Origin of the sequence: Sphingomonas sp. Ant20 (assembly GCF_000783375.1) — a bacterium.
In the GTDB taxonomy this organism is placed as follows: Bacteria; Pseudomonadota; Alphaproteobacteria; order Sphingomonadales; family Sphingomonadaceae; genus Sphingomonas; species Sphingomonas aerolata.
The window spans coordinates 89,188-103,062 of the sequence record NZ_JRVI01000014.1; the positions used below are offsets into that span (position 1 = coordinate 89,188).

General features: G+C 66.5%; 7 protein-coding genes and 2 pseudogenes. 6 read left to right on the forward strand and 3 right to left on the reverse strand.

The features are described from left to right. The first annotated feature begins 177 nt into the window (after positions 1-177). From NI18_RS26450 to NI18_RS03995, 5 genes are all read left to right on the forward strand, one after another. The gene (locus tag NI18_RS26450) at positions 178-1,023 is read left to right on the forward strand and encodes a hypothetical protein (protein ID WP_306286229.1); all 846 of its coding nucleotides are present in this window, start codon (positions 178-180) and stop codon (positions 1,021-1,023) included. 25 nt (positions 1,024-1,048) lie between these two features. Then, complete coding sequence (locus tag NI18_RS26455) at positions 1,049-2,389, forward strand: hypothetical protein (RefSeq protein ID WP_052148973.1); 1,341 nt, start codon at positions 1,049-1,051, stop codon at positions 2,387-2,389. Positions 2,390-2,432: 43 nt separating this feature from the next. Further along, complete coding sequence (locus tag NI18_RS03985; protein ID WP_037528327.1) at positions 2,433-4,022, forward strand: DUF5597 domain-containing protein; 1,590 nt, start codon at positions 2,433-2,435, stop codon at positions 4,020-4,022. Between the two features lie 52 nt (positions 4,023-4,074). Next, positions 4,075-6,963, forward strand: coding sequence for a TIM-barrel domain-containing protein (locus NI18_RS03990; RefSeq protein ID WP_037528329.1), 2,889 nt, complete (start codon positions 4,075-4,077; stop codon positions 6,961-6,963). Positions 6,964-7,128: 165 nt separating this feature from the next. Continuing rightward, complete coding sequence (locus tag NI18_RS03995; RefSeq protein WP_037528331.1) at positions 7,129-9,438, forward strand: glycoside hydrolase family 3 C-terminal domain-containing protein; 2,310 nt, start codon at positions 7,129-7,131, stop codon at positions 9,436-9,438. Here the strand turns inward: NI18_RS03995 and NI18_RS04000 are convergent. Next, positions 9,392-10,599: pseudogene (locus NI18_RS04000) on the reverse strand (MFS transporter). The gene NI18_RS03995 and the pseudogene NI18_RS04000 overlap by 47 nt on opposite strands. A gap of 224 nt (positions 10,600-10,823) precedes the next feature. Here NI18_RS04000 and NI18_RS04005 point away from each other — a divergent pair. Next, positions 10,824-11,714, forward strand: a complete 891-nt coding sequence (locus NI18_RS04005) for a LysR family transcriptional regulator (RefSeq protein WP_128082072.1) — start codon at positions 10,824-10,826, stop codon at positions 11,712-11,714. A gap of 26 nt (positions 11,715-11,740) precedes the next feature. Here NI18_RS04005 and NI18_RS04010 read toward each other — a convergent pair. Continuing rightward, positions 11,741-13,272, reverse strand: a pseudogene (locus NI18_RS04010) (MFS transporter). After that, on the reverse strand, positions 13,269-13,875 hold a 607-nt coding region (locus NI18_RS04015), incomplete at its 5' end, for a TolC family protein (RefSeq protein ID WP_037528282.1). The pseudogene NI18_RS04010 and the gene NI18_RS04015, both read right to left, overlap by 4 nt.

A 13,875-nucleotide genomic window follows, 5' to 3' on the forward strand; every position in this document is an offset into this window, starting at 1 on the left:
GGTGGATCCTTTCCTGTGTCCTACGGCGCCCTCGGCAGGCGCAATTATATAATTACCGCAATTTATCATACAAACCTTGTTACCGCTATCGGATTAGGCAATACAGCGGCGCGACGCGACCGGAGCTTATCGGTTGCGAGGCTAGAGGGGACGGGACTGGTGGGGAAGAGGGTGGTCTTGACGAGCGCGATCGCGTTGCTCGCCCTGTCGGCGCATTCCCGTCCCGCCGCGTCGCACGCCAAGGTTTCTCCGGCTCGTGCGCCCTATGCGTGGCGCAACGTGCGGGTCGGTGGCGGCGGCTTCGCGCCCGGCATCATCTTCAGCACCGTCGAGCGTGGGCTCGCCTATCTGCGTACCGACATGGGCGGCGCCTATCGCTGGGACGCGGCCGAGCGTGCCTGGCTGCCGTTGCAGGATGGTAATGCCGTCAGCAGCTATATGGGGATCGAGAGCATCGCCGCGGATCCGGTCGATGCGGATATCGTGTATCTCGCGGCGGGCATGTCGGCGCGGGGCGAAGCGGCGATCTGGCGATCGGACGACCGTGGCGCGCGGTGGCGGATCACGCCGGTACCGTTCTCGATGGGCGGCAACGAGGATGGCCGCGGCCTTGGCGAACGGCTTGCGATCGACCCGCATCGCCCGGCGACGCTGATGTTCGGGTCACGCCATGACGGCCTGTCGCGAAGCGACGATTCGGGTGCGCATTGGCGAAAGGTCGACAGCTTTCCGGTTGGGGGGCTCGGCAAACCGGTACAGCCCCGCGCAACGCATGGCGGGCTGAGTTTCGTCCTGTTCGATCGCGCGCATCGCGGGCGGATCTTCGTCGGCCAGGCGGACCCCGGCGCGCATCTGTTCCGGTCCGATGACGGTGGTGCGTCGTGGCGCACCGTGTCCGGAGGGCCTGATGACAGCATGCGCGCGGTGAAGGCCGTGCTCGGCGCGGACGGCGTCCTGACGATGACGTTTTTCCAACGCGATCGGGCCGAACGGGATCACGCGAGGCGGTGTCTGGCGATATGATCCCGCGACCAATGCGTGGACGGACGTGACCCCCGACAAGCGCCCGGATGCGCCGGCGGGAGGCTATATGGGCGTGGCGGTGTCGGCGCAGGATCCGCGCGTCATCGCCGTCAGTACCGTCAATCGCTATCGCCCCGTCGACACCGTCTGGCGATCGAGCGACGCGGGTGCGCATTGGGACCAGCTCTACCAGCGCAGCACGCGCGATGTGACGCAGACCCCGTTCCTTGCGTTCGATGGCCCGGCGGATTTCGGGCACTGGATCGCCGGGCTTGCGATCGATCCGTTCGACCCGGGCCACGCCGCCTATGTGACCGGCGCGACGCTGTACGAGACACGCGCTTTCGACCGACCCGGTGCCATGCCGTGGAAGCCCTGGACACGGGGTATCGAGCAGACCGCGATCATCACGCTGATCAGCCCGACGGGGGGCGCACCGTTGATCTCGGGGTTCGGCGATATTGCGGGATTCCGTCACGACGATCTGACGGTTTCACCGCCCAACAGCCACCGTAACCCCTATCTGACCAACACCAACACGCTCGATTATGCGGGACTGGCGCCGGCGGTGGTCGTCCGCAGTGGCAGCAGCCATAGTCGCGAGGTCGCGGGCGCGAGCCTGGCCTGGTCGCAGGATGGGGCCCGGAGCTGGCGACCCCTCGTCACGCCCGGCAGGGGCGCGTCCGAACGGACCGGCGATGCGCCGATCATCGTCTCGGCAGACGGTGCGGCGTTTATCGTCGAGACCGAACATCCAGTCCTGACCCGCGATCGCGGGCAGACCTGGGTCCGGATCCAGGGTCTTCCGGCGGGGCATCGGCCGGTCGCCGACAAGGTCGACCCATCCCGCTTCTACGTCGTCGACACGCTGAACAACCGCGTGTTGCGCAGCACGGACGGCGGCGCGCATTTCACGCCCGTCGCTGCACAGGGCCTCCCCGCTGACCTTTCGAGCGCGCAGGGCCGCAACCGGGAGGCGCAGAGTCCGCTGCTAGCGACGCCGGGCACGGCGGGCCTGCTGTGGCTCAACCTTGGCGGCGACCTGTATCGCTCGGTCGATGGCGGCGTGCATTGGGCGCGGGTCGGGGCAGGGTTGCGCGTCGCGCAATTCGGTCTGGGCAAGGCGGCAGCCGGCGCCCGCTGGCCGGCACTTTACGCGATCGGCCAGCAGGCCGGACAGGATGCGGTGTGGCGATCGATTGATGGGGCGACGACGTGGCATCGGATCAACGACGACCGGCATCAATGGGGACTGCGCTTTCGCGTGATCAGCGGCGATCCGCGGATCTTTGGCCGCGTCTATATCGGCACCGACGGCCGCGGCGTCGTCTATGGCGATCCGGTCGCCCGGAACAAGAAGAGCTGAGGGGATGACGATGAAACGACAGGCTCTGCTGCTTGCTTGGACGATGTCCGCGCTGGTGACCGCCGCACATGCGCAACAGGCGACGCCGGTGCCGCACGTCGAGACGAAGGCCGGACGTCATGCTCTCATTGTCGACGGCGCGCCCTTCCTGATGCTCGGCGCGCAGGTCAATAACTCGAGCAACTACGCCTCCGCGCTGCCGAAGGTCTGGCCGATGCTCGAGCGGATCCATGCGAACACCGTCGAGATTCCCGTTGCCTGGCAACAGATCGAACCGATCGAGGGGCAGTTCGATTTCTCGTTCGTCCAGACGCTGCTCGATGAGGCGCGCACGCATGACAAGCGGGTCGTCCTGCTCTGGTTCGGAACGTGGAAGAATACCGCGCCGGGCTACACGCCCGACTGGGTCAAGCTCGACAATCGCCGCTTTCCCCGGATGAAGGACAAGACGGGGCAGGATCACTCCGTCCATACGCCGGTCGCCCGGTCGACGCTCGAGGCCGACAAGCGCGCCTTTGTACGCCTGATCGGCTATCTCAAGGCGCATGATCCGCAGAACACGGTCATCCTCGTCCAGCCCGAAAACGAGGTCGGCAGCTACCGCGTCCCGCGCGACTATAGCCCGGCGGCGAACGCGCTGTTCGCGAAGCCCGTGCCCGCGGCGCTGACGCGCAAGCTCGGCAAGCCTGCCGGAAGCTGGACCGCATTGTTTGGCGCGCAGGCCGACCGTGCGTTCAACACCTGGCACACGGCACGATATGTCGACGAGATCGCTGCGGCGGGCAAGACGGTCAAGTCGATCCCGATGTACGTCAACGCATCGCTGGCCGGACCTTCCAATGTGCCCGACCCGACCGGCGTCGCCAGTGGCGGGCCGCAGCAGGACGTGCTCGATATCTGGAAGGCCGCAGCGCCGTCGATCGATTTCGCCGCGCCAGACATCTATGACCGTGCGAGCGAGAACGTCGCGCAATATCTCGATAAATATGCGCGGCCCGACAATGCACTGATGGTTCCCGAAATCGGCAATGCCCGCGAATTCGCGCGCTATTTCTACGGGGCGCTGGGTCGTGGCGCGATCGGCTACGCGCCGTTCGGGATGGATGATACCGGCTACGTCAACTATCCGCTCGGCGCCCGGTCTCTGGACGAGGCGACGCTCGACGCGATCGCCAAGCCCTATGCCCTGTTCGCCGGCATGGCGCGTGAGTGGGCGAAGATCGCGTTCGAGCGTCCGACCTGGGGCGTTTTCAAACCCGACGACAATACGCCCCGGTCGACCGTGATGGGCGACTGGACGATCGCTGCGACCTGGGGCGAATGGCAGTTCGGTCAGAAGGACTGGACCTGGATCAAGACCGAGCCCGCGCCATGGGGCAACGAGCCCGTCGGCGGCGCGGCGATCGCGCACGTGTCCGCCAATGTCTTCCTGGTCGCGGGCGACCATGTCCGGCTCAACTTCGGCGCGCGACCGGGCGGCCCTGCAAACGGCCTCATCCTGCGCGTCGAGGAGGGGCATTTTCGGGACAGTGTCTGGGTGCGCGACCGGATCTGGAACGGCGACCAGACTGACTACGGGATCAACCTGATCGAGCCCGTGCTGCTCCGGGTCACGATGGGCGCATATCGCTGAAACATTATCGATCGACGCGCCGCTGGCGGCGTCGGCACTGTTGGAGAGTAAGATGACCAAGCCATTCCTGACCCTGTTGCTGGCGAGCAGCGCGATCGCCTCCGCGCACGCCGCTGCACCCGGCGAATACGAGAAGATCGACGGCGGCATTGCCGTGACCCCCGCAGGCGGCGCGACCGCGCGCGTAGAGGTCACGGTTCACGGCGACGGGATCATCCACGTCGTCGCCGCCCCGACGAGTTCGATCGGCGTGACCCGCACCACGAGCCTGATGGTGCCGAGCCCCCCAAAGGCGGGCGCGTATACGGTGACGGAGCGGGCAGGGCATGTCCTCATCAAGACGGCGCGGGATACGGCGGACGTCGACCTGGCGACCGGGCATGTCCGGTTCCTCGACGCCACCGGCAAGACGGTGCTCGACGAGGCCAATACACGCCGCTTCCTGCCGAAGACGGTCGACGGGCGGCAATATGTCACGGCGTCGCAGCAGTTCAATCGCGGTACCAGCGAAGCCTTTTACGGACTTGGCCAGCACCAGAACGCGCAGATGGATTATAACGGCGAGGACGTCGAACTCGCGCAGCATAACATGGACATCGCCGTGCCCTTCCTGGTTTCGACCGGCAAGTACGGCATCCTGTGGGACAATGACGGGATCACCCGGTTCGGCAATCCCAAGCCTTATGACCTGGTCGGCGCGGGAACCGACACGGGCCTGCGCGTGACGAGCAACGGCAAGCCGGGCTTCACCGCGAACTATTATCTCGACGGCAAGCTGGCGGTCACGCGCCAGGAAGCCACGATCAACTATCAGTATATCAAGGATCAGGCGAACTGGCCCGAGGCGGCCAAGGCGCGCACGGTGGCGGCTACCGGCGGCCAGAATACGGCAGGCAATGCAGCCCAGACGCAGCGGGTCGTATGGACCGGCCGCGTCACGCCCGACCAGACGGGCGACCATAAATTCCAGCTCTACGGCTCGAGCTATTTCAAGGTGTTCGTCGACGGGCGCGAGGTGCTCAACCGCTGGCGGCAGAACTGGAATCCCTGGTACGCCAATTTCGACCTGCCGATGACCAGGGGCAAGGCGGCGGAGATCCGCATCGAATGGGATCCGAACGCCGGATATATCGCGCTGCTCCACAATGACCCGCTGCCCCAGGCCGATCGCCACTCGGCTTGGTTCACCAGCGACGTCGCGCGGTCGGTCAATTACTGGTACGTGCCCGGCAGCGACATGGACGACGTGATTGCGGGCTATCGCAAGCTGACCGGCAAGGCCGTCATGATGCCCAAATGGGCCTATGGCTTCTGGCAGTCGCGCCAGCGCTACAACACGCAGGACGAGGTCGTCGACGTGGTCCGCAAGTATCGCGACCTCCGCATCCCGCTCGACAACATCGTCCAGGACTGGTTCTACTGGCCCGAAAACGCCTGGGGCAGCCATCAGTTCGACAAGACGCGCTTTCCGGAGCCGCAGAAGATGGTCGACCAGCTCCACGATCTTAACGCGAACTTCATGATCTCCGTCTGGCCGAAATTCTACCCGACCACCGACAATTACAAGGAGCTGGCGGCTAAGGGTTTCGTCTATGACGGCAATCTGAAGATGGCGAACAAGGACTGGGTCGGGCCCGGCTATGCCAATACCGACTATGATCCCTATGCGCCCGAGGCACGGACGATCTTCTGGCGGCAGATGCGCGACAGCCTGGCAAAGTTCGGCATCGACGCCTGGTGGCTCGATGCGTCGGAGCCGGACATCCATTCGAACCTGTCGATCCCCGAGCGGATCGCCGCGATGGGGCCGACCGCGCGCGGGCCGGCGGAGGAATTCTTCAACAGCTTCTCGCTGGTCCATGCCGGGGCGGTCTATGACGGCTGGCGCCAGTACAAGCCCGATGTCCGGCCGTTCATCCTGACCCGTTCGGGCTTTGGCGGACTGCAGCGCGAGGGGGCCGCGATCTGGTCGGGCGATGTCGCCAGCCGCTGGTATGACCTGCGCGCGCAGGTGTCCGCGGGCGTCAATGCGTCGATGTCGGGCATACCCAACTGGACGCACGATATCGGCGGCTTCGCGCTCGAGGATCGCTATGCGAGCAAGACGCCCAAGCCTGCCGATCTCGACGAATGGCGCGAGCTCAACCTGCGCTGGTTCCAGTTCGGCGCGTTCAGCCCGTTGTTCCGCAGCCATGGCGAGAGCCCGTACCGCGAGATCTACGAGATCGCGCCCGAAGGCACGCCGATGCGCGCGTCGATGCTATGGTATGATCAGCTGCGCTATCGTCTGATGCCCTATATCTACACGCTCGCCGCGGAGACGTGGTTCAAGGACGGCAGCATCATGCGGGGCATGGTGATGGATTATCCCGACGACGTGAAGGCGCGCCGGATCAACGACCAGTATATGTTCGGCCATGCGTTTCTGGTCGCGCCGGTCACCGACTACAAGGCTCGGTCGCGGTCGGTCTATCTGCCGGGCGCGGCGACGCTTTGGTATGATTTCCAGTCCGGCCAGACGTATCGCGGCGGCCAGACGATTGACGCGCCCGCGCTCTACACACGCATGCCGCTGTTCGTGAAGGCGGGGGCGATCGTACCGATGGGGCCTGTCCGCCAGCATGTCGATGACCTGCCCGACGCACCCGTGACGGTGACCGTCTATACCGGCGCCAGCGGACAGTTCAGCCTGTACGAGGATGACGGTCGCAGCGAGCAATATCGCGGCGGTGCGTTTGCGCGCATTCCGATGCGGTATGACGATGCAGCGGGCACGCTGTCGCTCGGTGCGCGCGAGGGCAAGGGCTTCAAGGGCATGGCGACATCCCGCACGATCAACGTGCGCTGGATCACGCCCGGCAAGCCGGTGACCGACGCCGATACCGCCGATGCGACGGTGACCTATGCGGGCAAGGCGATCACGGTGCAGCGCCCGCGTTGATGGCCGCGCGAGGGGGCACGGACGCGAAATCCCTTCGGGCCTGAACAGTCGCGGCGGACATCTGGACGCCGCAACGAATGCCGGGCTAGATCGGGCGAAACGAGACCAGGAGGGACGGCATGCGCCGGCCGTCCAGAGACGGCATGTAGAGAGAGAAATGTGATGATGACGCGCGGTACCCGATCGCTCCTGAACGTCTTGCTGCGCAGCGCGGTGCTAGTCGGTGTAATCGGGGTTTCGCCCGCGCTGGCGCAAACGACGAACAACGCGCCCGCGGCGGCGGCGGCGAAGACCGATGCGCCGGTCGCGCGGCCGTGGATGGATACGAGTCTCGATCCGTCCGTCCGCGCCGATCTCATCCTCAAGGAGATGACGCTCGACGAGAAGCTGCAGCTGACCTTCGGCTATTTTTCGACCGATGCCGCCTGGCTCAAGACGCCGACCAAGAACTGGGAATTTCCGAAGGACGGCTTGCCGGGATCCGCGGGGATCGTTCCGGGCATCGCGCGGCTGGGTATCCCGAGCCAGTGGCAGACCGATGCGGGGGTCGGTGTCGCCAGCCAGCGCAGCGCCACCCCGCGGCTGCGGACGTCGTTGCCATCGGGGATATTGACCGCGGCGACGTGGAACCCGACGCTCGCCGAAGCCGGTGGCGCGATGATCGGCAACGAGGCGTTCCTGTCAGGCTTCAACGTGCAGCTGGCCGGCGGCATGAACCTGCTGCGCGAACCCCGTAACGGCCGCAATTTCGAATATGGCGGCGAGGACCCGCTCCTCGCGGGCGTCATGACCGGGCATGCGATCAAGGGAATCCAGTCCGAGCATGTCGTCTCGACGATGAAACATTACGCGTTCAACGGGCAGGAAACCAACCGCTTCACGATCGATCACCGCATCGGCGAACAGGCGGCGCGCCAGTCGGATCTGCTGGCGTTCCAGATCGCCAACGAGATCGGTCAGCCGGGTTCGGTGATGTGCTCGTACAACCGCGTCAACGGTCACTATGCGTGCGAGAACGACTGGCTGCTGAACACGGTCCTGAAGAGGGACTGGGGCTTCAAGGGCTATGTGATGTCGGACTGGGGAGCTGCCCATTCGACGACGGAAGCCGCCAATGCCGGGCTCGACCAGCAATCGGGCTGGGCGTTCGATCGGTCGCCATATTTCTCCGAAGCGCTGCGCGAAGCGGTCAATAACGGCCATGTCAGCACGACGCGCGCGGACGACATGGCCCGACGCGTGCTGTGGGGGATGTTCTCGGTGGGCGCATTCGACGCGCCGGTCCGCGGCGATCGTGCGGCGACGATCGACTTTACCGCGCACGCGGCGGTCACGCGCAGCGATGCCGAGGAGGGCATCGTCCTGCTGAAGAACGACGCCAATCTGCTGCCCCTGGCGAAAACGGCGAAGTCGATCCTGCTCATCGGTGCGCATGCCGATGTCGGCGTGTTGTCGGGCGGCGGATCGTCGCAGGTCTATTCTCACAACGCGCCGACCAGCGGCCTGATCGTGCCGGACGAGTTCAACAAGGGCTTTCCCGGCCCCAAGACCTATCACGCATCGTCGCCCATGACTGCGCTGCAGGCCAGAACCGGTGCTCGCGTCACCTATCTCGACGGCAAGGATCCGCGCGCGGCTGCGGCTGCGGCGCGCAAGGCCGATATCGTGATCGTCTTTGGCGAACAGTGGACGGGCGAGTCGATCGACGTCCCCGACCTGGCGTTGCACGATGCGCAGAATGCGCTGATCGACGCGGTCGCCCGCGCCAACCGCAAGACCGTCGTGGTGCTCGAGACGGGCGGGCCGGTCGTGATGCCGTGGCTGTCGAAGGTCAACGCGGTGATCGAGGCCTGGTATCCGGGCACGGCGGGCGGCGAAGCGATTGCCCGTATCCTGACCGGCGAGGTCAATCCGTCGGGTCGGCTTCCCGCGACCTTCCCCGCGTCGCTGTCGCAGCTGCCCCGCCCGGTGCTGGAAGGCGACCCTAAGCTCGACCGTGACGCGCATCCGATGGGCAATTACGACATCGAAGGCGCCGCCATCGGCTATAAGTGGTTCGACAAGACTGGCCGCAAGCCGTTGTTCCCGTTCGGCTACGGCCTGTCCTATACCCGGTTCGCGCTCGACGGTCTGAAGGCCGAAGCAAAGGGGAAGGGCATCGCCGCGACGTTCGCAGTCCGCAATACCGGGTCTGTCGCAGGCAAGACCGTCGCCCAGGTCTATGTTGCGGCGCCAGGCTGGGAAGCGCCCAAACGGCTCGGCGCGTTCAAGAAGGTCGATCTGGCACCGGGGGCGAGCCAGTCGGTAGCGACGATGATCGACCCGCGCCTGCTCGCGACCTTCGACACGGCGACCGCGACGTGGAAGATCGCGGAGGGCGACTATCAGGTCATGCTGGCCGACTCGGCGGCGAGCATCGCGCAGACGGTCACCGTGCATCTGCCGGCGCAGACGCTCGACAGCCGGGGGAAATAGCCGACGGCGCGGGGGCTGTCGCGCGGCGGCGGACGCCGATCAGGACCGCGACCAGTCCCAGCGCTGACGCCCCGGCACCCGCAAGCGCGACGACCGGATAGCCGAGGCCTGCCGCAATGACGCCGCCGCCAACCGCCGCGCCGATCGCGTTGCCCAGGTTGAACGCACCGATGTTCATCGCCGAGGCGAGGTTCGGCGCGTCGGCGGCGGCGTGCATGACGCGGACCTGAAGCGGGGGGACGAGCGCGAAGCTGGCGACGCCCCACAGGAAGATGAGGATCGCGGTCGGGACCTTGAATGGCATCAGCACGGCGAAGGCGACCAGGATCGCGGTGAGCAGCGCGAGCGTCACGATCAGTGTCCGGTCGACCGAGCGATCGGCGAACCGCCCGCCGAGCCAGTTGCCGACCGTCAGGCCGACGCCGTAGGTCACCAGCATCGCGGTGACATAGCCGAGCGACGCCTGCGTCACCTCGCGCAGGATCGGCGTGATATAGGTGAAGACGGTGAACATCGCGCTGGCGCCAACGACCGTCAGGCCGAGCGCACCCAGCACCGGCCCGCGCGTGAGGACGCTCAGTTCAGCCTCGGGTCCGTACCGATCGGCGCGGGCAAGGCGGGAAGCGTCAGCCGAAGCGCCGCCATCGTCGCGAAGCCCAGCACCGAAATACCCCAGAACGATGTGCGCCAGCCGAGGTGATCGCCTGCCCATGTCGCGAGCGGGACGCCGACGACGTTGGCGATGGTCAGCCCCATGAACATCGCCGCGACCGCGCCGGCCCGGCGTTCGGGCGGCACAAGGCTGGCGGCGACGATCGCCCCGACCCCGAAGAACGCGCCGTGGTTGAACGACGTCAGGATCCGCGCGGCCATCAGCATGCCGTAGCCCGTGGACACGGCGGCCAGCAGGTTGCCGATCGTGAAGATGCCCGCCAGCATGATCAGCAGCGTCCGCCGCGGCACGCGCCCGGTTGTCAGCGTCATCAGCGGCGCGCCGATGACCACGCCCATCGCATAGGCGCTGATCAGCAGGCCCGCGGTCGGGATCGAGACGCCGAGATCGCCGGCGATGACGGGGAGCAGCCCCATGGGGGCGAATTCGGTCACGCCGATGCCGAACGCGCCGACGGACAGGGCCAGAAGCCCGGGGTTCAATTTCATCGCTGTATTCCTGATGACTTGGGCGGTTCGGACCGTCGACGGACTTAGCCGGGCGTAACCCTCTCGCTGACGATTGGGCGGCAGGCATGGCTGGATCTGCAGCCCCGATGATCCCGATCGCGACTTAACTCGGCTTCGATTTCGAGGCATAAATAGGGCAACGCGCGGGGCGTTATTAGGGGGCGATGTGACGAAGGACCTTTGACTTGAACGCAAAGACGGGAATGGGGGCGGATCGGGCCCGCGCGCTCGAGATCTTCGCGGCGGTGATGCGCGAGGGCAGTTTCTCGGGGGCAGGGCGCGTGCTCGGACTGACGCCGTCCGCGGTGGCGCGGGCGATCGACCGGATCGAGGCTCGGCTCGGCGTCCGGCTGCTCCTGCGGTCGACCCGTGCGCTGACCCCGACGGCCGAAGGACAGGCCTATCTCCAGACGGCGCGTCGGATCCTGGCCGACCTCGATGATGCCGAACAGCAGATTGCCGATCAGGGCGCGCCCCGGGGACGGCTGCGGATCAGTGCCGCGCTGTCGCATGGGCGGCTGTGCGTCGTTCCGCTGCTCGGTGCATTTGCCGAGGCCTATCCACATATCCTCGTCGATATCGCGTTGACCGACACGATCGTCGACGTTGCGGCGGGGCAGGCGGACGTCGCGATCCGCTTCGGTCCGCTGGTCGACAGCCTGTTGACCGCCCGGAAGCTCGGCGAGAGCCGGCGGGTGATCGTCGCGGCCCCCGACTATCTGGCGCGGCGTGGTACCCCGACCCGGCCTGAGGAGCTGCACCGGCACAACTGCCTGAACTTCAACTTCCGGCGGGTCGAACCGGTCTGGCCGTTCCGTGTCGATGGGGTAGACATGGCGCTCGTCGTGACCGGCAATATCGAAGCCAATAATGGCGAAACATTGGGGCAACTGGCCGCCGCGGGCGTCGGGATAGCGCGCGTCGGTGCGTTCAGCGTCGTCGACGATATCGCCGCGGGCCGTCTCGTCCCGCTCTTCGAGGCGTATAATCCGGGCGATGTCGAACATATCCACGCGCTCTTCGTCGGCGGTAGCAACACGCCGGCGCGTGTCCGGGTGTTCGTCGACTTTCTCGCGGAACGCCTCCGGGGCTGATCGCCGCGCCGGTGTGCCGGGAGGGGTTATCGACCCGCGGCCATCCCGGGTCGCGCAGGCGTCTGCCGGTGACCGCTGAGATCGGATCCGGCATCGACGGCAAAGCGGCGGTTCCAGATCGTCGCGGCCGCCGACACCGCCGTCACGACCAGGAAGGCGAGGGTGAAATCGGCGAGCACCGGACGTGTCGTGCCCGATCCGAGCATGCCGACATGCAACGCGGCCGCGCCGACGCAGATGCCGAGCGAGAGCATGAGCTGCTGGAACGTCGCGTAGAAACTGGTCGCGCTGCTCATCCGTGACGATGGAATCTCGTCATAGGCGATCGTGTTGTAGGCGGAGAACTGGAACGACATGAAGAAGCCCGAGAGCATCAGGACGCCGAAGATGACGGGGATGGGCCAGTCGGGGCGGAATAGCCCGCACACCGCATAGCCGCCGCTCGAACACAGGCCGCCGACGATCAGGCTGTTGCGGAATCCGAACCGTCGCAGCACGCGGGGGGCGAGGCTCTTCATCATCAGCGAACCGATCGCCCCGGCGATCGTGATGGCGCCGCTCGCCGCCGCGGTCATGCCGAACCCGAGCTGGAGCATCATCGGCAACAGGAACGGCTGGGCGCCTTGCGTGATCCGCGTCAGCGATCCGCCGATCACCGACAGGCGGAAGGTCGGGATCCGCATCAGCGACAGGTCGAGGATCGGATCGCTGCGGCGTCTGGCATGGCGGATATAGCCCACACCCGCGACCAAGCCGATCGCGATGAGCCCGACGGCCTGCGTCAGTTCGCCCGTGCGGCTGGTCATCTCGAACCCGAACAACAGGCAGCCGAGCGACACGCCCGACAGGATGAAGCCGGGGACGTCGAAGCGTGCCGGGCGATCCTCGCGGACATCACCGATATAGCGGGTGACGAGCACCACGCCGAGCATGCCGATCGGGATATTGAGGTAGAAGATCCACCGCCAGTCCAGATAGGTGACGATCGCGCCCCGACCGGCGGCCCGAGGATCGGACCGATCAGCGCGGGCATGATCAGCCACGACATGGCCTGCACCATGTCTTCCTTGGCCACGCTGCGAAGCAGGACGAGACGCCCGATCGGGATCATCATTGCGCCGCCCAGACCTTGCAGGAACCGCGCGCCCATCATGAACGACAGGCTGGTCGCCTGCCCGCACAGGATCGAACCGCCGACGAAGATCAGGATCGCGGCCCGGAACACGGTGCGCGATCCGAACCGGTCGGCGAGCCGCCCGCTCGCAGGGATGAAGATCGCCAGCGCCAGCAGATAGGAGGTGAGTGCCGATCCCATGCTCGTCGCGGGCACGCCGAAATCGCGCGCCATGGTCGGCAATGCCGTCGCGAGCACGGTGGAATCCATCTGCTCCATGAACAGCGCACAGGCGATGATCAGCGCGGTGACGCGGTAGTTGCTCGGCGTGTGCGCAGGCGCTCCGGCGTCGCGCGGGACCCGGGCGATCGTGTCGGCGGCCGGGACGATGCCGTCGCGGACTTCGCTGTTGATCGCGGCGAGCCCCCGCCGGCGAAGCCTCATGCCTGCCACCCGCCGCCCAGCGCCCTGAAGACATCGACCTGACGATCGATCAACAATGCGTCGGACGCGGCGAGGTTGGCCTGGGCCGTGGTCAGCGCCGCCTGCGCGGTCAGCAGCGACAGGAAATCGGTTCGGCCAAAGCGATAGAGCGTGCCCGCCTGGCCGGCGGCGGTCGCAGCGCTCGCCTGCGCCCGCGACAGTGCGGCGTTGCGGTCGCCTTCGCGCGCATAGGCCGACAGCGCGGTCTCGGTTTCGCGCAACGCCTCCAGCATCGTCGAATCGAACTGCGCCAGTGCCTGATCCGCCGAAGCGCCGGCCTGCGCGATTCGTGCGCGGACGACCGGGCGGTTCGGAAAGCTCCAGCTGATGAGCGGGCCGAGCCCCAGGTGAAACGCGCTGGTGGATCCCAGCGTCGAGATCGGACCGGTGAACCCGGCGGATCCCCCCAGGCTGACCTGCGGATACAGGTCGGCGGTGGCGATGCCGATCCGCGCGGTCGCCGCGGCCAGTGCGCGTTCGGCCTGACGAATATCGGGCCGGCGGCGGATCAGTGCGGCGCCGTCGCCGATCGGCAGCGGCCGGGTCAGCGCGGGGGGCTTCGCG

Excerpts from the sequence above, each read along its gene's own strand:
- NI18_RS03985 (WP_037528327.1), top strand. The coding sequence starts at position 2,433 with ATGTCCGCGCTGGTGACCGCCGCACATGCGCAACAGGCGACGCCGGTG.
- NI18_RS03990 (WP_037528329.1), top strand. The coding sequence starts at position 4,075 with ATGACCAAGCCATTCCTGACCCTGTTGCTGGCGAGCAGCGCGATCGCC.
- NI18_RS03995 (WP_037528331.1), top strand. The coding sequence starts at position 7,129 with ATGACGCGCGGTACCCGATCGCTCCTGAACGTCTTGCTGCGCAGCGCG.
- NI18_RS04005 (WP_128082072.1), top strand. The coding sequence starts at position 10,824 with ATGGGGGCGGATCGGGCCCGCGCGCTCGAGATCTTCGCGGCGGTGATG.